Genomic DNA, 20582 nt, shown 5'->3' with positions numbered 1-20582 from the left:
ATGAATGGAGACTGAGCGCAAAAAGTCGTAGGCTGTTCTGGTGAAAATTCTGGAGCCCACCGACAGGAATATTGTCGTCCTATTTGTTCTGGTCAGCCTTGTCGCCACGGCTATCGTGATCTCGTTGTTCGTTCCACAGGAAGAAACAATCGGTTCTGACGCTAATCAGCTTGATAATTCCGGAGCAGTGGCAAAAGCCCCAGATGCTGCTCTACCTGAGCCTTTGAGCTATGCTTCTCCGGATTTGTCGGGGTTCAGTGAAGTTCCTGCTACAGGGCAGGTGACTAAAGTTACGATGCCCGACCGGCAAGGCCGCGAGCGCTACGCTCTTGTGAGTGTACCGGCTGACTATACGCCCGATAGGAAATGGCCGGTGGTTTTGGGACTCGGTGGCTGGACAAACAGTCCCGAGGTCTTCCGAGGGTATTCCAAGCTCGATGAATCAGAAATGGGTAAGGAAGCGTTCATCGTTTACGCCCAAGGGATAGGAAATGCGTGGTTCGGCCCTCCGTATGCGGTGACGAAGCGGGGGGAGGACAACGGTTTCTTGGTAGATCTGCTGGCTCGCGTGGCAAAGACATTTTCTATTGATGAGATGAATATCAATGCGGTGGGAATGTCCAACGGCGGGGGCATGGCTATGCAACTGGCGTGCCAAAACCCTGGTCTGCTGCACGGTATTGTGACCGTATCCGGTGCTTTCTACGCCCCAGTTTTTGATGGATGCGTCGGCGCTCCGGTTCGTAGCCTCGTCGTACATTCGGCGACGGATGAGCTCATGCTTTACGACGGGGGGCAGGCTCATGGGGCAGAGGTAAAGAGCGTGGACTTCGCTATGGGCAACCTCACGGGTATGAATGGCTGTGACAAGGATGTTTTTGACGAGTCGAACATCACCGAGCGCTTTGGCGGGGAAGTTGTCATCCAGCGGGTTTATAAGAATTGCAAGAAGCACGTAGAGCTGTGGACTCTTCCGGAGGATAGGCATACCTGGTTTCTAGATCCCAACATGGCTGTAGAATCATGGAATTTCCTCAAGGCCTGATACCGGAGTAAGGCCTGAAATACAGCTGAAGGCGCGTGGGCTGTTTGCAGGAACCGCGTAGCAACGCAATAGTTCAGAGCTTCTTCATTTCGGACAAAAATTAGACATTCGGATAGGAAATATAAGAAGATATGGAGCGGGCACGCTCAAAGTTCCCATATTTTGCTGTGCCAACGCTCGAATAAGCCCATCCTCTCACTCACTCAAGGATTCGCATATGAAGCGCACTTTCGGTCGTATTGCTTCCGCCTTGGCTCTTGCCGTCGGCATCACTGCAGGTACTGCAGCGGTAGCTGATAATGCTATGCCAGTGGCTTCCGCCCAGATCCCGGGTATCCCGCAGATTCCTGCAGCTCCACAGTTGCCAGGTTTGCCAAAAGCCCCCACAATTCCGGAAATCCCAGGATTGCCTGAGATCCCAGGGTCATCCAGTGCTCCGGTGGCTGGTCCTCTGAGTGCTCTGAATGGTGCAGTGTTGCCACGCGAATTTACAGTGGGTGGGCAGAAGCGTCAGGCTTACATCGAAACACCCCTCAACGCTGGTAACCGTCCACTGCCGATAGTGTTTATGTTTGGTGGACGAGGTAACCCGGCAATGATGGCGCGGGCCTATGGCGGATTCAATCTGACTGATGCGGGACAAAACGCAATTGTCGTGTATCCAGAGGGAATCAACTTCTCATGGGAGGGTGCTCCATATGCTGCGACCAAGCGCGGGCAGGATGTTGCGTTTGTCCGCCACATCGTCGATGTGTTGAGCAAAGAGCGAGCAATTGACCGTGGACGTATTTTTGCGGCAGGTCTGTCCAATGGGGGTGGGATGGCTTTGTCTCTGGCGTGCCAGGCTCCCGACCTCATGAATGCTGTCGTAGGTGTATCTGGGGCCTATTACGATCCCACTGTTTCGCACTGTGCTCCCGGCCGTGTGCGCACATTGCTCATCCACGGTGACATGGATTTCACCATGAATTACAGCGGTGGTCATGCCAATGGCGCGCATTACTTTGGGGCGGAGGACACTCTGCGCAAGATGTCTGCGCGCAATGGGTGTAATGTCAAAGCTCCGGTGAATCGCACTCAGAACCTCAACGTCACTGAGATATCTTATGCTGGTTGTGGTTCCGCGAAGTTACAGCGAGTCACGGGAGGCGTGCATACGTGGTATCCAGTTGCCCCCACGGCTCCCATCAATGCGTGGAACTTCTTCATGGGACGTTAAGTCTTTGGTTCCTTGTGCACTTCCGCCACTCCTCGGAGTCAATCTCCGGGGATTTTGTGCGTGAGGGCATAGTTAGTCGGCGTTAGTCTGCCGAAGAGAAGAAATGCGTGGACCGGAGAAAACGATAGGCGCTTGGGCAGGTAAACTGGCTGATTATGAGTGAAGTTCGCGTACGTTTTTGCCCATCTCCGACAGGTACCCCACATGTTGGTATGGTGCGCACTGCCCTTTTTAACTGGGCATATGCGCGTCATACCGGTGGCAAACTCATTTTCCGTATTGAGGATACGGACGCCGCGCGTGATTCCGAAGAGTCTTATCAGGCCATCATTGATTCATTGAAGTGGCTTAATCTCGGCTGGGATGAAGGTATTGAGGTAGGTGGTCCTCATGAGCCGTATCGGCAGTCTCGCCGCATGGATATCTACGCTGATGTACTCGACAAGCTAAAGCAGGCCGGCGAGATCTATCCAGCTTATTCCACCGCCCAAGAGGTTGAGGAACGACATAAATCGGCTGGACGCGACCCAAAGCTGGGATACGACAATTACGATCGGAATCTCAGTGATGAACAAATAGAGGCTTTTGAAGCAGAGGGGCGTCAGCCGGTATGGCGCCTACGTATGCCGGACGATCGCGTGTACCAGTGGACTGATTTGGTACGCGGGGAGATGACCGTGGACGGCTCCCATGTTCCTGATTTTGTGGTTGCGCGCTCTAATGGGCAACCGTTGTACACACTCGTTAATCCCGTGGATGATGCTCTTATGGGCATTACTCACGTACTGCGTGGCGAAGACTTGTTGCCATCTACACCAAGACAGATTGCACTGTATGAGGCACTCGTGCGCGTAGGGGTGGCTCAACAGGTTCCGACTTTTGGTCATCTTCCATTTGTCATGGGTGAGGGTAATAAAAAGCTTTCCAAGCGCGATCCGCAGTCTAATCTGTTCAATCACCGTGATAATGGAATCATTCCGGAGGGCATGCTCAACTACCTGTCTCTTCTGGGTTGGTCTCTGTCCGCGGATGAGGACATCTTTACTATGAAGCAGCTCATTGACAATTTTGACGTTGCTGATGTGAAGCCTAATCCGGCGCGTTTTGATCAAAAGAAGCTCGAAGCTATTAACGCGGATCACATCCGGTTGTTGCCGTTAGAAGAATTTACATCGCGCTTACGTGCATATTTGCAGGAATACAAAGAGTTTCCTGCCGATTATCCAGAGGATAAATTTGCGTTTGCGGCTGAACTGGTTCAGACCCGTATCAAGGTTTTGTCAGACGCAGATTCGCTCCTGCGTTTCCTTGTCACTTCGGACGATGACCTGGTTCTCGACGACAAGGCCGCGAAGAAGAATCTTAAGGAGGACGCAGTCGAGGTTCTTTCTACAGCGTGTGAGGAATTGAATGCTATTGATGACTCCGAGTTCATCACAGAAAAGATAGAGTCTGCGCTTCAGGGTCGTTTGATAGACACCATGGGATTAAAACCCCGCAAGGCGTATGGGGCACTCCGCGTCGCAGTGACTGGGGCTGCTGTATCGCCGCCACTATTTGAATCGATGGAGCTACTGGGCAAAGAATCTACTATTGCTCGCTTAGTTTCAGCGCAAGAGAAGACTCCTTATCGAGCGGCTTCGGAGTAGGGGAATAGTTGCTATTCACCAGGTGATTTGCGACTTAGTAAGTCTTCTGGTTATAGTATCCCTCGTTGCGAGCAAGACTGCGATGCAGACTGCGCTACGCGAGCGATGGCCTATGGTGTAATTGGCAACACTACGGTTTCTGGTACCGTCATTCTAGGTTCGAGTCCTGGTAGGCCAGCGCCCCGTTCGTCTAGCGGCCTAGGACGCCGGCCTCTCACGCCGGTAACACGGGTTCAAATCCCGTACGGGGTACCAAAAACGCCTCTGGTTAAGACCAGAGGCGCTTTTTTACTCTATTAGCTTCGTAGTTAGTGCTTTCAGAGCTTGCCGGATTGTTGGGGGCTGGATTCTGGAACAGAAACTTACACGGTTGTATCCTTGATACCGCATGATTTTGGCTTCGGGGGTTCGGTTGTTTCCTTTGTTTAGTGTGTAAACAAAGGTTGCATCTCACAGGCTGGGACATTCGGGGGTATTTTTCTCAAAAACCAATATTTTCCACAGTATTCGCATATTGTTTTAGAACTACCTGTAGACAAATGGTTATCCGCTGCAGCGCAACGCGCGAGAATGGGGACTACACCAATCCTGCATCCTGGGCGTGTTGAGCTGCAGCTTTTCAGCACAACAACAGTGAGGAGCCCAGCCTTGCTTATCGGTATCCCAAGGGAGCCAGAAGCTTTGGTCTCTGCCACGCCGGATACGGTCGCCAAACTCATAAAACTTGGCTATGACGTTGTCGTCGAATCCGGTGCAGGAGAGCGATCCAACTATCCCGATTCTCAATATGACGAGGCCGGCGCGAACATCGTCGGCGACGATGTATGGAGAGCCGACATCATCACCGCCCTCGACACGCCCACTGCAGAACAGCGGGCTGCCATGAAGCCAGGAGCTGCACTCTTAGCTCGATTAGCTCCGGGACGCAACGAAGATCTCATTGCGGAGTTCGCAGCCAAAAACATTACATCTCTTGCGATGGATGCGGTTCCGCGCATTAGCCGTGCACAGTCTATGGACGTGCTGAGCTCGCAAGCGAACATCGCTGGTTATCGCGCGGTTATTGAGGCTGCAAACACCTTTGGTCGGCTATTTACCGGCCAGGTCACGGCAGCGGGTAAAGTCCCGCCGGCGGTGGTCTACGTCATTGGAGCGGGTGTTGCAGGATTAGCCGCAATCGGAACGGCGAACTCCATGGGGGCGATCGTCAAAGCTACCGATCTACGTCCCGAAACGGCCGAACAAGTGGAGTCCATGGGGGCGGAATTTGTCGCTATTGAGGCTGAGACAGAAAAGTCTGAGGACGGTTACGCCAAGGAAATGACCGCGGACCAAGCGCAAGCTGCAGCTCAACTGTATGCACAACAATCGGCCGCTGCAGATATTGTTATCACCACTGCGAACATCCCCGGCCGTAAATCCCCTGTGCTGCTCACCGCAAAGGATGTTGCTGCGATGAAGCCTGGATCTGTGATCGTAGACATGGCAGCCGCCAACGGCGGCAACTGTGAGCTCACCGTCCCAGGACAAGTTACCATCACTGACAACGGTGTGAGTATCATTGGATACACCGATTTAGCAGGGCGTTTGCCGGCTCAAGCTTCTCAGCTGTACGGCCAGAATGTGGTTAACTTGCTCAAGCTCATGACTCCGGAAAAGAACGGTCAGCTGGTCTTTGACCTTAATGATGAGATTGTGCGAGGCATTACCGTCACCAAGGCTTCGACCGCTATACTTGCAACGGCCGAACGTGGGGAAGATGCAGGTAGCCCAGTCGCCCATGACACGGCCGACATTCTGTGGCCGCCACCTCCAGTGAAAGTATCTGCTGCACCAACTACGCTGCGGAAAGACGCCACGACTTCGCCAGAAGCTGAGGCAGCAGAAGCGGCGTCGGAAGAGGTAAAGAAAAAGAGCAAAGCATGGATGTTTGCTGCGGGGTTGTTAGGTATCCTTCTCATCCTCGTGAGCCCTATGCAGGTGGCAGGGGAGTACATGTTGCTAATGCTCGCGATCGTCGTGGGCTTCTATGTCATCACTGCTGTCACACACAAACTGCACACCCCACTGATGAGTGAGACGAACGCGATTTCAGGCATCATCCTCGTCGGTGCGATTCTTCAGGTAGGTAGCTCGAACGTGATCGTGGCTGGCTTGTCCTTTTTGGCGATCGTGGTCGCCTCAATCAACATTTTCGGCGGATTCTTCGTTACCCGCCGCATGCTGACCATGTTCGACGGAGGTAACTAAGCCATGAACCAGATACTTCTCGCAGGCACGCATTTCAGTGCGGTTGCCCCCAGTGCAGCACACTCTTCAAATAACACAGTGACGCGTGCTGCAGTGAGTCCCACGGTGCTCGAGTGGACTGACAAGGTCTCCAACCTCGCCTACCTAGTAGCGGCACTACTGTTCATCCTGGCTCTTGCCGGCCTTGCAAAGCAGCAAACCGCATCACGTGGCAACCGCTTTGGCATGGCAGGTATGACTATCGCGTTGATCGCAACCGTCGTGAAAGCCGTAGTGAACTCAGTTAATGGTGGAAATCAATCTACTGGCCCCATCGTCACACTATTGCTCATCGCCGTGGCAATGATTCTGGGTGCAGCAATCGGCATTCCTCGGGCAAAGAAGGTCGAAATGACCGAAATGCCGGAGCTCATCGCGATGCTCCACAGCTTCGTGGGTCTGGCAGCGGTACTCATTGGTGTGAACTCCTTCATTCAACCGGATGAAAAGACCGCAGCGATCGAGTCCTTCCACTTGGGGGAGGTCTACCTCGGCGTCTTCATTGGTGCCGTGACCCTGACGGGATCCATCGTGGCGTACATGAAGCTCTCTGGAAAGATGGATGGCAAGCCGCTCATGCTGCCAGGGCGTCACATGCTTAACCTGCTGGTCATCGTGGCATCGCTGATCGGCATGGTCGTCTTTATCATCGCCGGTCATGATGATAGGGCCGTGGCGTGGGTTGCCCTGGGTGTAATGCTGGTGCTGGCACTGTTCTTGGGATTCCACTTGGTTGCCGCCATCGGCGGTGGCGATATGCCGGTCGTCGTGTCCATGTTGAACTCTTACTCGGGATGGGCTGCAGCTGCGGCCGGTTTCATGCTCGCCAACCCGCTACTTATCATTGTTGGTGCACTAGTTGGTTCTTCCGGCGCATACTTGTCCTATGTGATGTGTGAAGCCATGAACCGTAGCTTCGTCTCGGTGATTCTTGGCGGTTTTGGCGGAGAGACCGCAGCAAGTGACGACCGCGAGTACGGTGAGCACACTGAGGTCACTGCAGCCGAGACTGCGGAGATCCTGAAGAATGCTAAGACCGTGATGATCACTCCTGGATACGGCATGGCGGTAGCACAAGCTCAGTACCCTGTGGCGACTTTGGTGGAAAAACTGAAAGCTCAGGGCGTGGAAGTGACTTTCGGTATCCACCCGGTAGCAGGCCGCCTACCAGGGCATATGAACGTGCTGCTAGCCGAGGCAAAGGTTCCTTATGACATTGTGCTGGAGCTCGATGAGGTCAATGACGATTTCGCGGATATCGATGTGGTGCTGGTCATCGGCGCTAACGACACTGTCAATCCGATAGCCGAAGAGCCAGGCTCCCCAATCGCAGGTATGCCGGTTCTCAAAGTATGGGAAGCAGATAGGGTGATCGTTTTCAAACGTTCCATGGGGTCTGGCTACGCAGGCGTGCAGAATCCGCTGTTCTTTAACGAGAACACGGACATGTTGCTGGGTGATGCGAAGAAGACCGTCGAAGATATTGTCGCAAACCTCTAGAGGCGTTAGCCCCCAATTTCTTGGGGGACCGGGGGGAATCCAGGGGCACATTCCACCTTTTTCATCTGGAAAGACCACATGTGGAAGCGAACGGCAAGGTGACGATTCGTGAAACAGTGAGCTTCACCGGGGATCGTCGCTGGACTAGTGGCCAGTACTTCTTTGGGTTAGCGAGTAGTATTGCCCCGGACTAGCGAGCGTTACTTCACCGAAGTAGCAGTGAGTTTCCACACTTCCGTGGCGTAGTCGCGGATGGTGCGATCGGAGCTGAAACGGCCAGCTTCGCAAATGTTGATCCACGCTTTCCGTGCCCAGTCCAGGGGATCCCGTGCGTAGTCTGCTGCCATGCGGTCGCGCACATTTCGGTAGTCAGCGAAGTCCCCGAGAACATAGTAGGTGTCCGAGGCCCCTTCACCATAGCCGTGGATCAGCGACTGTTTGAGGTCGTAGAAAATACCCGTGTAGTTGTCGTTGAGCGTACCGTTATCCAGAGCATCCAGTGTGCGCTTCAGGCCAGGTACCGTTTCGTAGAGTTCGTAGGGCTTGTATTCGGCACGGAACTGTGGCAGTTCTTCCACACGCGCGCCGAAAATGTAGGCGTTGTCTTCGCCTACGGAATCCACGATTTCCACGTTCGCACCGTCCATGGTGCCGAGTGTGAGGGCGCCGTTCATCATGAACTTCATGTTGGAGGTGCCTGAAGCCTCTTTCCCCGCTGTCGAAATTTGTTGGGAAATATCCGACGCAGGCAGGATGTGCTCCGCAGGGGACACGTTGTAATTCTCTACGAAGACCACCTTGAGCAGTGGGGAAACCACTGGATCGTTGTTGACGAGTTCCGCGATGGAGTTGATGAGCTTAATGATTGCCTTCGCTCGCGAATAACCCGGTGCGGCCTTTGCCCCGAAGATGACGGTGCGAGCTGGAATGTCGCGGAGACCATCGTCTTTGATACGGAAGTAAAGGTCGAGAACGTAGAGCGCGTTGAGAAGTTGGCGCTTGTATTCGTGAAGACGCTTGATCTGAACATCGAAGATGGAGTCAGGATCGACGACGCTGCCCTGGCGCGCAGCGATCCATTGGGCGAAGTCGCGCTTGTTTGCGGATTTGATGTCCATCAGCTCGCGCATAGTGGCATCGTCGGAGGCATAGGAACGTAACTGTACGAGCTGGCTGAGATCGGTGACCCATGCGTCGCTACCAGACAAACGAGTGAGCAACTCAGATAGACGGGGATTGATCATGCGCAGCCAACGCCGAGGAGTGACGCCATTGGTCTTGTTGTTGAATTTTTCTGGCCATAGCGCATGCCAATCAGCGAGGGTATCGGCTTTAATAATCTCCGTATGAAGCGCAGCGACACCATTGATCGAATAAGCGGCATAGCAAGCAATCCATGCCATATGCACTACACCATGTTGGATGGGTGCCATGCGTTGGATGGTTTCTTGATCCACCCCTTCCGCGGAGCGTTCCATCCGGAAACGACGGTCAATTTCCGCAATGATCTCCCACACTCGCCAGAATAATTGCTGAAATATTTGCTGATCCCACTGTTCCAGCGCTTCCGTGAGAACGGTGTGGTTGGTGTAGGCGAACGTATGGGAAACAATATCCCAGGCTTCCTCCCATCCCATCCCATGCTCGTCCATAAGCAGACGCATGAGTTCAGGGATAGCCAGTACGGGGTGCGTATCGTTGAGCTGAACTGAGTGGAATTCGGCGAAGTTTTGTAGATCACCGTGATGAGTGAGATGGCTGTGGATCATCGCCTGTAACGACGCCGAAGTGAAGAAATACTGTTGGCGAACACGTAGTTTCTTGCCCTCATAGGTGGTGTCGTTGGGGTAGAGAACTCGACAAATATCGGAGACACGTTCTCTTTCAACAATGGCATCTGTGAAGCGTTGGGAATTGAAAGCGTCGTAATCGAACTCTTCCCATGGTTCGGCCTTCCATAACCGCAGCGTTCCCACGTTGTTAGTGCCGTAACCCGTAATCGGCATGTCATAGGGGATGGCTCGCACCTTCATGTCATCAAAATGGACGACGAGCTGGTCCGATGAACGGCGAATGGTGAAAGGATATTCCTCTTCTCGCCACGGATCCGGCTTCTCCACCTGAAAACCATTTTCGAGCGACTGCCGAAACAGTCCATAGCGATAGAGAATGCCGTAGCCGGTGACGGGGTAATCTTGGGTGACTGCGGAATCTAGGAAACAAGCGGCGAGGCGTCCGAGGCCGCCGTTGCCCAAGGCGGCGTCGTTTTCACTCTCAAGAATATCCGTGAGCTCATGGCCAAATGCGCGAGCTGCAGTTGCGGCATCCTCAACAAGACCGAGGTTCGTGAGGTTATTGAGTAGCGCGCGCCCCATCAAAAACTCGGCGGAGAAATAGTGCTGTTGACGTGTATCAGCGTACGCCGTGCGCGTCTTTTCCCAATTGTCAGCAATGCGTTCCTGGATGCTGCGGGACAAGCCGGCCCAGAATTTGCGTGTTGTTGCAGCCTCCGGCGTGGTTCCAGCTGCGGCTCGAACATGGGTAGCGACATGGGCAGGAGTAAGCGAATGCTGTTCGGGGCTCATAGGCTCGATTTTAAGCCTTGTTCGAACAAAGTGCTGATTATGCGGGTAGCTCATGGGGGTCTGTAGACAAATCCCATGCGATGAGGCGGCGGCCGAGTAAATAAGCGGTTATTGATATAAACGCAGAGATGGCAATGCAGCCCGTCATGTTCCTTCGCCATGCCGCTTAGTCTTACCGGGGCGAATCTTTCCGCGTAGCCCTCTGCGCAGCGGATTGAGGTTCCGAGTGCGCGTGTAGTTCGATGTCGTCCGGTGGGGAAGCCGTGGAGTGAGGTGCGGGTTCCGAGTGCGCGCGTAGTTCGATGGCCTGAATTTCAAGTTGTTGGTGTAGCTGGGTCAGCCCATCGACTGCGGAGGAAGAGCGTGGTGGAACGTGGATGATGTGCTCGGATTCTATGCCAGCTTGAAGCTCGCGAACTCGGGCAATTTCTGCGTCGAGTTTCACACCGAGTAGCAGTAACGAATTACTCACCACTAAGCCAACGAGCGCGACGATGACACCACCGAGTGCGCCGTAGAGGCCGAAATGGCCGAAATTATTGAGGTATAAGCGGAGGATTTGCCCAACAGCGAGGATGCTGATCAACGCACACACAGAACCTACCGAAACCCAGCGGACACGTCCGAAACGGACATTCGGAGCCACATGGTAAAGAATCGCAATGAGCAGAAGAGAAAGCGTGAGAATCACCGGCCAACGCAAGTATTGCCACGTAGGTAGAAAATGATCCAACACAAACGTGGTAAATCCTTGCCAGTTCAATGGCTCGGCAACTTTATCCAGTAACGGCCGGGCAATATCTTCCCGCAGGAAATACGCTCCGGCAATGAATACGAGACCCAAAACCAGAACCAGAGTAATAGCCATCATGGTTACCCACGTGCGAATAATTCCACGACCTTCCTTGCGCCCATACATTTCATTGGACATGCGTGAGAAAGCCCGAATGTATGCGGAGGAGGAAAACAACGCAAAAACAATGCTGACCACCAACATGATGATTGATTGTTCGGTGGAACCGATGACCGTTTGAACGATGGTGTGCGCATTGTGTTGAAAGTTGGCGGGGACGTTATCGGCGATAAATTCGTCAGTGAGTAGATTAACCTGGTCACGGTTGCGGTCGAGCACCAACGTGGTGATTGCATAGAATGCCAGCAAAGTAGGCAAACCGGTAAGCAAGGTGAAGAAACTAAGCGTGGCGCCCTTATCTAGCAGAGCGTTAAAAAAGACTTCCACAAACAGGCGCTTGACGATTATTTTCCACGCAGACGGCTGAAGCCAGCGTTGTTCACTTACGACTTCGCGATGATATGCCGAGGAAGGCAGTGTTGGTGTAACCTGCCCTCCAAAGGTGGGAACGATGCGATCATCGGTACGTGGCTGGAGATTCTCTCGCTCATCAGTGCCATCGTTGATGGAAAAATGCTCTACGCTCATCAAATATAAAATCTACAGAGTCTCCGGCTCATTATTCCGGTACGAAATGCAGTCAAGAACTTCTGCGTAGGATGAGTCTTATGGGCGACGTACAAAACAACTCTCAATCAGATTTACAAGCTGCTCACGATGCTCGTTATGAAGCGGGAATCCGTGTTCGTCGCGAGGTCATGGGGGACGAGTTCGTGGACGCGGCATTATCGCGTAATGCTGGCTCGGACGGGGAAGAACTCCAGCGTCATATCACCGCCACAGTCTGGGGCTCTGTGTGGACGCGAGAGGGGCTATCCAGACGTGACCGTAGTTTATTGAACATTGGCATGTTGGTAGCGTTGCGTGCCACGGAAGAACTGCGTGGGCATGTGAAAGGAGCATTGGCTAATGGCCTGACTCGTGAAGAGATCACGGAAGCTATTGTGCATGCATCGGGATATTGCGGTGCACCAGCCGCTTTGGCCGCCATGAAGGTCGCCCAGCAGGTCCTCGTGGAAGAATTGGGATCGAAACCTGAGGACGAGTGATCGCATCACAAGGCCGTGACTCCCCGAAGGAAAAGACCTACTGGAGTAAAAGACCTATACGTGGCGGAGAATATGGCAAGGCACGGGCTAGAATTTCTAGCCCGTGCCTTTATGCGATTGTTTTATCCCTTGGTTTCGGTGGCTTTGCGCTGCACGTAGCGGTAACACCAGCCGATGAGCACTGCAAAAACGATCGGACCTAGCCAGTTAGCAACAGGAGTCCACGAAGCAGGGAATACGGCGAGAGCATCGCCGTTTCCGCTTGCGGCTATGATGCCTGCGTTGAGTACGCCGAACAACGATTCACCGACAATCAAACCGGTTGCGACCAATACACCGAGGCGCGTGGAGCTTTCAGGGTTAGATTGCTTCTGAGACCAGCGGTTGTACAACAGCCCCAGCAGTGCGCCTAACGGAATAATCAGGGTCAAGGAAATCGGAAGGTACATGCCCATTCCCACCGCCAGTGGAGGCAGTGAGAACCGAGAAGTCTTCCGCAAAATTTCATCGACGATGATGACTCCAATGCCAATCAAGGCTCCTAATCCGATAAGCGACCAATCCAAAGAGTTGCCAAAGATGCCGTTAGCGACAGAGGAAAGTAGGGCAGCTTGTGGCGATGCCAGAGCATCGGGGCCGGCACCTGGTGCGCCTGCGAAGCCGAAACCCTTCATCATCAATTGCAGGACAGGCGGGATGATTGCGGAACCAAAGAGGACACCAATGATCAAAGCAACTTGCTGCTTCCACGGTGTAGCTCCGACTATTTGTCCTGTTTTAAGATCCTGCAGGTTATCGTTCGAGATGGTGGCGATTCCGAAAACCACTGCAGCGGTAAACAGCGTGTAGGCAACGAGGGCTTCTGGGTGAACTTCGGACTCATTACCGGTTACTGCTTTGATCAGGAGTGCAGCGGATAACACTACGATGATTCCAACACCGGATATAGGCGAGTTCGACGCACCGATCAAGCCTGCCATGTATCCGCAGATAGAGGCCACGATAAGGCCAACCAGGAGTACGTAGACAATGGACAGCAGCACCAGAGATGTGGTGTGGTGCATGATTTCTGTGTCTTTGACAAACAACCACAACAACAGTCCCACCGGGATCATCGAGGCGAGGGTGACGCCAGCGACGATGGGGAATGGGATGTCGCGTTCGGTGATATCTACTTCCTTGCCATCGTGACGAGCTCGGGAGGAAGCTAGGGATTCTTTGATTCCCTTAGCGATGGGGGCGATGATCTTGAGTAGCGTCCATACAGCTGCGACAGCCATAGCGCCAGCGCCGATAAAACGCACATCGGCTGAAAACGTTCCGTCGACAACATCAGCGAGGGCAGTGCCTCCATCAACCAATCCAGCGGTCTTCATGGGGAGAAGAACTCCGAAGGAAATGACGAGTCCCACAATCATCGCGATGCCGACGGACATACCTACTAAGTGGCCGACACCGATGAGTGCCAAAGACAAAGACGCGCTAATTGTGGTAGCGCCAGCTCCGAGTTTGAAATAGGAGGTGAGGGAACCAGCAGCGGCTTTCATTGCGGCGAGGAGGGAAAAACCCGCGGATGCTAGGGATCCGGCGATGATGACGTGTAGGCCGCGCTTATTTTCTTCGGCGGAACCTTGTTCATCACCAACCTTGAGTACCTCGCCAGCTGCGACGCCTTCGGGATAGGGCAAATCAGAGCCAGTCACTAAGGCGCGTCGCAAAGGAATGGAATAGGTTACGCCGAGAATACCGCCAATGGCACAGATAAAAGCTGTCGTCCAATAAGGGAAACCAGACCAAAAACCGATCATAATGAGGCCGGGCAGGACGAAAATAATCGCGGATAGCGTACCGGCTGCGGAGGCAATCGTCTGCACAATATTGTTTTCCACAATGGAGTGATGTGCAAACTTGCGCAGAATGGCCATTGAAATGACGGCAGCGGGGATGGACGTGGCAAATGTTAAGCCAACTTTGAGGCCCAGATAGACGTTTGCCGCCGTGAACACCAGGGTGATGATGCCACCAAGAATGATCGCGCGGAAGGTGAGCTCTCGTATAGGATTCTGCCGCGGGGTTGAACCGGCGGCGCCGGTCGGGGCGGTATGTGTGGCGCCCGGTGTGGCAGAAGGAGTCGATTGAGTCATCGTCAGTTCTTTCCAGTCGCGGTGGTTTGGTGGGGGTATGCCCCATACAGTGCACCGCGACAATCTCGTGGAATGTCAGTGATCTCCCTAGCCACGTCCGGTTACATACTCTGATCACTTGTGTGTTCTTTGATGACAAGGAATGGCTGTAAAGAATGCGGTTTTATACTCTGTATTGCCATTGCATCATCCAGTTTTCAATCAGTTCTGCGTAAAAACAGCTCTGAATTGCTGTGGAACACGTGTGGAAGAACATGTGATCGGGGCAGGGAGGTGGACGTCGAGCGATGGAGACGGCCACTTCGCCGGCATGAAATAGTGCGGTTTTACCGAAATCCATTGAAGTTCGGTGGAACTGCACCATTTTCCGACATGAAGAACCTTACTCAGTAATGGGTTGCTTGGATCGAATAAAGAGCGTTTTGGGGAGATTTTCTCAGGAAGGTGTTGATGTAGGAGCCAAGGGAAAAGTCTCCATCGATCGATGGTGCGGAAAGTAGGTGTCTTTTCTAAGGATCACGGTGAAGGAACAGTGCATGCAGATGTCACGATTGCGGTGATCTCTATCCACGAGCGTTAAGAATTTCATCGTGAGACAACTGATCTAGCTGCGGATTAGGTGAGTGTATGAAGCACTGTGTAGAGTTACATCTCGTTCACAAGGAATGAACGTCCGCCCCGTTCGTCTAGCGGCCTAGGACGTCGGCCTCTCACGCCGGTAACACGGGTTCAAATCCCGTACGGGGTACAAAACGAGAGAAAAGGAAAGCCTCAGCTTATGCTGGGGCTTTTGTCTTAGTGTTGCTTTGTGGCAGGCGTGGAGTAGACATTGCTTTACTTCAACTGTTTTTGCAGCTCGAGTGCGGCTGCCTTCAACTGAGCCCCATAGCGGGCACCGGCATTTTTACCGATGCGATCGGCAGGGCCTGAAATGGACAAGGCGGCGATGAGGGAACCATTGGTGTCGAAGACGGGAACAGATGCAGAGGCAAGGGAGGGATCGCGTTCTGCATGGGAGTCTGCCACTCCCTCCTGCACGACATTGCGCAGTTCGTCGGCGGAATAAGCCGCTGTGGCGAGAACCTCTTTTTGGAGAGAAGGGGAGGAGTGACCCACGAGGACTTTTGCTGCGGAACCGGCTTCTAGAGTCATACGGGTTCCCACTGGAACGGTGTCTCGTAGGCCGGCGGCTGGCTCAGCATTGGCGATGCAGACGCGTTCCATGCCGGAGAGTCGGTAGAGCTGTACTGACTCGTTGGTCTCTTGCATGAGTTTTGGCAGGACGTATTCTGCAGCTTCTTCTAGGCGACTATTGGATTGCGGCGCCAGTTCGGTGAGAGCTGGCCCGGCAGTCCATTGGCTATCGGGCAAACGCTCTATGAGGCGGTGTTTTTCCAATGCCACGGCGATGCGATGCGTGGTCGCCCGTGGCAAACCGGTGATTTCGCACAGCTCTGCGAGGTTGCGTGGTTCCGCGGCAATGACGGAAAGAATGAAGATTGCGCGGTCGAGAACTTGGATCCCGCTTGTTGACGGCACTTCCGTATTGTGTCCCATGATTTGATACTATACATTCCATCCAGTGGAATAGGCCACTAAGAGATGCCAAATGACAATGAAATAAAACCAGCTCACAGTGTGGCTTCCTGCGCAATAGTCAAGACGAGACTGTCGCCAGATACGCTCCACTCGCCTGAACACAATCCGCACAACACAATAGCAATCGGCCCACCAACACGGGGACAGATTGAGACATGAGGAGAGATCGTGACGAATAAGCCTTTAACTCTCGCCGAAAAAGTCTGGCGTGATCACGTCGTGACGGAAGGTAAAGACGGCGGACCCGACCTGCTGTATATCGATCTTCACCTCGTCCATGAAGTGACCTCACCTCAGGCTTTTGACGGACTACGGCAAGCTGGTCGCCCGGTGCGTCGACCTGATCTGACCATTGCCACGGAAGACCACAATGTCCCTACCATTGGGGTGAGTTCAGGCAATTTGCTGGAGATCCAGGAACCCACCTCGCGGCTTCAGGTCTCCACACTGCGTGATAATGCTGAGGAGTTTGGTATCCGTCTGCATTCCATGGGCGACATTGAACAGGGCATCGTTCATACGGTGGGGCCGCAGCTGGGATTGACGCAGCCAGGGATGACCGTCGTCTGTGGTGACTCCCACACCTCGACGCACGGCGCATTTGGTTCCATCGCCATGGGAATTGGTACCTCTGAGGTGGAACACGTGTTGGCCACCCAGACTTTGCCGTTGAAGCCTTTTAAGACCATGGCGATCGAGGTGTCTGGCGAGCTGCAGCCGGGCGTGACATCCAAGGATTTGATCTTGGCGATCATCGCTAAGATCGGTACCGGTGGCGGGCAAGGTCACATTATTGAGTACCGTGGCGAGGCCATTGAAAAGCTATCAATGGAAGCGCGCATGACCATGTGCAACATGTCCATCGAGGCCGGTGCTCGAGCGGGAATGATAGCTCCGGACGAAACCACGTTCGAATACATTAAAGGCCGCCCGCACGCTCCGACAGGTGAGGACTGGGATAAGGCCGTGGAGTATTGGAAGTCTCTGCGCACCGATGACGATGCAGAGTTCGATACTGTCGTGCACATTGATGGCGCTGCGCTCACGCCGTTCGTTACATGGGGCACTAACCCAGGACAAGGCTTGCCTCTGGGGGAGAAAGTCCCATCTCCGGAGGACTTTTCGGACGATAATTCACGTGCCGCCGCTGAACGCGCACTGGAATACATGGATCTGACACCAGGCACGCCTTTGCGTGAGGTGAAGATTGATACGGTGTTCTTGGGGTCGTGCACGAACTCCCGTATTGAAGACCTACGCGTCGCTGCCGAGGTTATCAAGGGCCACAAGGTCGCAGATGGGGTACGGATGCTTGTTGTTCCGTCATCCGCTCGAGTGAAGATGCAGGCCGAGGACGAGGGTTTGGACAAGATTTTCGTTGAAGCCGGGGCCGAATGGCGTACCGCGGGATGCTCTATGTGCTTGGGAATGAATCCAGATCAGATGCAACCGGGTGAGCGCTCGGCGTCGACATCAAACCGCAACTTTGAAGGCCGTCAGGGTAAGGGCTCGCGCACCCATCTGGTGTCTCCACCGGTTGCCGCCGCCACCGCGGTACGCGGATATCTATCGTCGCCGGCTGACCTCACTGACGCCACGTCTCAGGTCCACGTATAGACCGCCCACACCAGAGAATTCACCCGAACGAGAATTCCCCAGACTTAGGAGAACAGTAATTATGGAAAAGTTCACCACTCACACCGGTGTGGCCGCCCCTCTGACCCGCTCCAATGTGGACACCGATCAGATCATCCCAGCGGTATACCTGAAGCGAGTGACCCGAACCGGGTTCGAGGATGGCCTCTTTGCGGCCTGGCGCAAGGATGAGAATTTCGTGCTGAATCAGGATGAGTACAAGAACGCCTCAGTTCTGGTAGCCGGTCCGGATTTCGGTACGGGGTCTTCCCGCGAGCATGCTGTATGGGCTCTCATGGACTACGGATTCCGCGTGGTGTTGTCATCCCGCTTTGCAGACATTTTCCGGGGAAATGCAGGGAAGGCCGGTTTGTTGGCGGCCACTTTGGAGGAATCCGATATTGAATTGATCTGGAAATTGCTCGAACAAGATCCGGGTCAAGACATGACGGTCAATTTGGAGGAACGCACTGCGACATTAGGTAATCACACCTTCCAGATTGAGGTAGACGATTACACTCGGTGGCGCCTTATGGAAGGGTTGGACGACATCGGCCTGACCCTGCGGGATGAAGAGGCGATTAAGGCTTACGAATCACAGCGTCCCAGCTTCAAACCACGCACACTGCCAGCACCTTAGGGATGCGAGACCTCAAAGAAGCAGCATTTTCATAAGACCAATGTGCTCAGAATTAGGTGCGCACTCTGAATAAAAGACACCGTCCACCTCGTTGGACGGTGTCTTTCGGCTACCCCACAGACAGAACGTCGGGAAAGGATTACTTCACCGGCAAAGGGCTAGCCAAGTAATCCAAGCCCAGCAGCCGGTTACTGGCAAAGTGCAACACCCACACACTGGATTTTTTCACCCGCATATCTTCGATCTCAATGTGTGCGTCGCCACTGAGTTTCTCAATGATCCCAGGAATCACATTTCCCTGTGCCACGATAGCGGAGACAGGAAAAGTGGTAGCTGCGTGGAAAGCATCCAAGGCTGTGGTGGGGTCTTCATTCCATGCAACGTCGCCCAGTTGTGGGTTGACATGTAACTCTAATTCCAACTGTTGCGCTACGGGACTGGCGGTGTTCTGGCATCGTTCTGGTTCGGCGGAGGCCAGATTCAGTGGCCGGTAGCCCTCGAGCTCAGAAGCCAACGCCTCTGCTTGACGGCGACCTTTCTTAGTCAAGGGGCGCAAATTATCATCGCCGCCCCAGCCCTTACGGTCGTGAGCTTTGGCATGGCGGACGTACAATACGCGCCGATTGCAGCCTAGAGAGAGGCTTTCCTCTGCAGCCTTGATGACATCTCGGTCGATGTCGTAGCTGAGCAGTTCCGCTGCTTCAGCAAAGCTGACCCACCTGAGTTCATCGACTTCACTATTCTTCTCGAATTGGCCTGTGGCGATTTCCGCAGTCCAGTAATAAACAACTTTGGTTCGAGATCCCACCGGGTAATGAACATAGCCCAGTAACCAACCGAGCGTGGCGTCGAGCCCAGTTTCCTCTTTTATTTCCCGCACCGCGGTACCTGCGAGATTTTCACCGGGATCGACCTTTCCTTTAGGAAGCGACCAATCATCGTAGTGAGGGCGATGAACCACGGCGATAAGCATGTTCTCCGTATCACCTTCGCCGTGTAGAGCACCATAGCCATCTGGTCGACGCCACAACACCGCTCCGGACGCGAACGTGGGGCGTGCAAACTCTTGCGCCGGACGGGAGCCAATGCGTGTGATGGAGCCCCGGCCATGCTCGGACATAGCCAGAGAAGTGGAAAGGTCGCCGATTCCATTATGGGAGATCACGAGATTCATACCTCACGTAAGAAGTTTTTGGTTCAATAGTGATTAGTGGCGGCTAACGCAGAGTCGGGCGGTGAGCGTCCATAATCGCTAACGTCCAAAATATCGTATATCGAAATGAGGGAAGAAGAGCATGGTTCAGGTCGCAGTGATGGGAGCTGGGTCCTGGGGCACCACGGTGTCCAAGGTTTTCGCAGACGCCGGCAACCAGGTCACACTGTGGGCGCGCCGTGAAGAGGTGGCCGCAGACATTCGCGATAACCACCGCAATTCTGCCTATTTGGGGGATATTGAGCTTCCAGAAGCGATTCACGGTACGTCTGATCCGCAGGAGGCTCTGGAGCGAGCGGATATCGTGGTATTGGGGGTGCCATCGCAAACTCTGCGGGAGAACCTATCCCACTGGAAAGATCTCATTTCCGCCGACGCGTCACTGGTGTCCTTAGCCAAGGGGATTGAGCATTCGACGGGCATGCGCATGAGCCAAGTGATCGCGGAGGTCGCGGAGGTAGAAAAAGAACGCGTCTCCGTCCTGACAGGTCCTAACCTGGCGAAGGAGATCGCTGAGGGGCAACCAGCGGCCACCGTCGTGGCGTGTGAAGACACGAGCCGTGCACAGCTCATCCAAGCTGCCGTTGCAGCACCCTATTTCCGCCCCTATACCAACACTGATGTGGTCGGATGTGAAATTGCTGGTACCTGTAAAAACGTCATTGCTTTGGCCGCGGGGATCTCTTCGGGGTTAGGCTTCGGGGATAATACTTTGGCTACCGTGATTACCCGTGGCTTAGCCGAAACGACCCGTCTTGCGTTGGAACTAGGGGCTGATCAACGCACACTTGCTGGACTGGCTGGCATGGGAGACTTGGTGGCCACCTGTACGTCGGCACTATCCCGAAACCGGCGTTTCGGCCTGCAACTGGCCAAGGGTGCCTCGGTAGAGGAAGCCGCAGCTGCGACGAAAGGGCAGGTTGCCGAGGGGGTGGTGTCCAGCCAATCTGTCTCGGAACTCTCGCACAAGGTGGGGGTGGAGATGCCTATTACAGAGGCAGTCGTGGGAGTGTGTCACAAGGGACAGCGAGCTCCGGAGGTTTTGCAGCAGCTGTTGGGTCGCTCCCGCAAGTCCGAGGTTTAGAGCACTACACTTGGTGCC

14 protein-coding genes and 3 tRNA genes are annotated in these 20582 nt (G+C 54.0%); 12 read left to right on the top strand and 5 right to left on the bottom strand.

The window, feature by feature from the left end; translation table 11 throughout:
- Positions 1-40 precede the first annotated feature (40 nt).
- The 7 genes from GP473_RS05735 to pntB all read left to right on the top strand — a co-directional run bounded on the left by GP473_RS05735 (position 41) and on the right by pntB (position 7702).
- Positions 41-1045 (top strand): CE1 family esterase, encoded by a 1005-nt coding sequence (locus tag GP473_RS05735; protein WP_185769965.1) that lies wholly within the window; start codon positions 41-43, stop codon positions 1043-1045.
- 217 nt (positions 1046-1262) lie between these two features.
- A complete protein-coding gene (locus GP473_RS05730; RefSeq protein ID WP_185769964.1) occupies positions 1263-2264 on the top strand; it encodes a CE1 family esterase in 1002 nt (333 codons plus the stop codon).
- A gap of 155 nt (positions 2265-2419) precedes the next feature.
- Positions 2420-3913, top strand: coding sequence for a glutamate--tRNA ligase (gene gltX, locus GP473_RS05725; protein WP_185769963.1), 1494 nt, complete (start codon positions 2420-2422; stop codon positions 3911-3913).
- Between the two features lie 106 nt (positions 3914-4019).
- Positions 4020-4091 (top strand) — tRNA-Gln (locus tag GP473_RS05720).
- A gap of 1 nt (position 4092) precedes the next feature.
- Positions 4093-4168: transfer RNA gene (locus tag GP473_RS05715), tRNA-Glu, on the top strand.
- A 393-nt stretch (positions 4169-4561) separates the two neighbouring features.
- Complete coding sequence (locus tag GP473_RS05710; protein WP_185769962.1) at positions 4562-6163, top strand: Re/Si-specific NAD(P)(+) transhydrogenase subunit alpha; 1602 nt, start codon at positions 4562-4564, stop codon at positions 6161-6163.
- A gap of 3 nt (positions 6164-6166) precedes the next feature.
- Entirely contained in the window at positions 6167-7702 is a 1536-nt protein-coding gene (pntB, locus tag GP473_RS05705) for a Re/Si-specific NAD(P)(+) transhydrogenase subunit beta (RefSeq protein WP_186276679.1), read from the top strand.
- 200 nt (positions 7703-7902) lie between these two features.
- Here pntB and malP read toward each other — a convergent pair whose 3' ends face one another.
- Complete coding sequence (malP, locus tag GP473_RS05700; protein ID WP_186276678.1) at positions 7903-10287, bottom strand: maltodextrin phosphorylase MalP; 2385 nt, start codon at positions 10285-10287, stop codon at positions 7903-7905.
- 172 nt (positions 10288-10459) lie between these two features.
- Positions 10460-11728 carry a YihY/virulence factor BrkB family protein gene (locus GP473_RS05695; protein WP_185769959.1) on the bottom strand — a complete coding sequence of 423 codons (1269 nt, stop codon included), beginning with the start codon at positions 11726-11728 and terminating at the stop codon, positions 10460-10462.
- 80 nt (positions 11729-11808) lie between these two features.
- On the opposite strand from GP473_RS05695, the gene GP473_RS05690 reads away from it, so the two are divergent.
- Positions 11809-12249: a carboxymuconolactone decarboxylase family protein gene (locus GP473_RS05690; protein ID WP_185769958.1), complete on the top strand. Its 441-nt coding sequence runs from the start codon at positions 11809-11811 to the stop codon at positions 12247-12249.
- A gap of 122 nt (positions 12250-12371) precedes the next feature.
- Here GP473_RS05690 and GP473_RS05685 read toward each other — a convergent pair whose 3' ends face one another.
- Positions 12372-14393, bottom strand: a complete 2022-nt coding sequence (locus tag GP473_RS05685) for an OPT family oligopeptide transporter (protein ID WP_185769957.1) — start codon at positions 14391-14393, stop codon at positions 12372-12374.
- A 675-nt stretch (positions 14394-15068) separates the two neighbouring features.
- On the opposite strand from GP473_RS05685, the gene GP473_RS05680 reads away from it, so the two are divergent.
- Positions 15069-15141: transfer RNA gene (locus tag GP473_RS05680), tRNA-Glu, on the top strand.
- 86 nt (positions 15142-15227) lie between these two features.
- Here the strand turns inward: GP473_RS05680 and GP473_RS05675 are convergent.
- Positions 15228-15950: an IclR family transcriptional regulator gene (locus tag GP473_RS05675; RefSeq protein WP_185769956.1), complete on the bottom strand. Its 723-nt coding sequence runs from the start codon at positions 15948-15950 to the stop codon at positions 15228-15230.
- A gap of 210 nt (positions 15951-16160) precedes the next feature.
- On the opposite strand from GP473_RS05675, the gene leuC reads away from it, so the two are divergent.
- Together leuC and leuD are read left to right on the top strand one after the other, a co-directional pair.
- Positions 16161-17609 carry a 3-isopropylmalate dehydratase large subunit gene (gene leuC / locus GP473_RS05670; protein WP_185769955.1) on the top strand — a complete coding sequence of 483 codons (1449 nt, stop codon included), beginning with the start codon at positions 16161-16163 and terminating at the stop codon, positions 17607-17609.
- Positions 17610-17670: 61 nt separating this feature from the next.
- Complete coding sequence (gene leuD, locus GP473_RS05665) at positions 17671-18267, top strand: 3-isopropylmalate dehydratase small subunit (protein ID WP_185769954.1); 597 nt, start codon at positions 17671-17673, stop codon at positions 18265-18267.
- Between the two features lie 139 nt (positions 18268-18406).
- Here leuD and GP473_RS05660 read toward each other — a convergent pair whose 3' ends face one another.
- Positions 18407-19441 carry an NUDIX hydrolase gene (locus tag GP473_RS05660; protein ID WP_260620020.1) on the bottom strand — a complete coding sequence of 345 codons (1035 nt, stop codon included), beginning with the start codon at positions 19439-19441 and terminating at the stop codon, positions 18407-18409.
- Positions 19442-19562: 121 nt separating this feature from the next.
- Between GP473_RS05660 and GP473_RS05655 the strand changes: the two genes are divergently transcribed.
- Positions 19563-20564: an NAD(P)H-dependent glycerol-3-phosphate dehydrogenase gene (locus GP473_RS05655; RefSeq protein WP_185769953.1), complete on the top strand. Its 1002-nt coding sequence runs from the start codon at positions 19563-19565 to the stop codon at positions 20562-20564.
- Positions 20565-20582: the final 18 nt, after the last annotated feature.

The organism is Corynebacterium anserum, assembly GCF_014262665.1.
Classification (GTDB): domain Bacteria; phylum Actinomycetota; class Actinomycetes; order Mycobacteriales; family Mycobacteriaceae; genus Corynebacterium; species Corynebacterium anserum.
The sequence above is the reverse complement of the archived record's forward strand: the minus strand, read 5'-3'. Positions and strand labels throughout refer to the sequence as shown.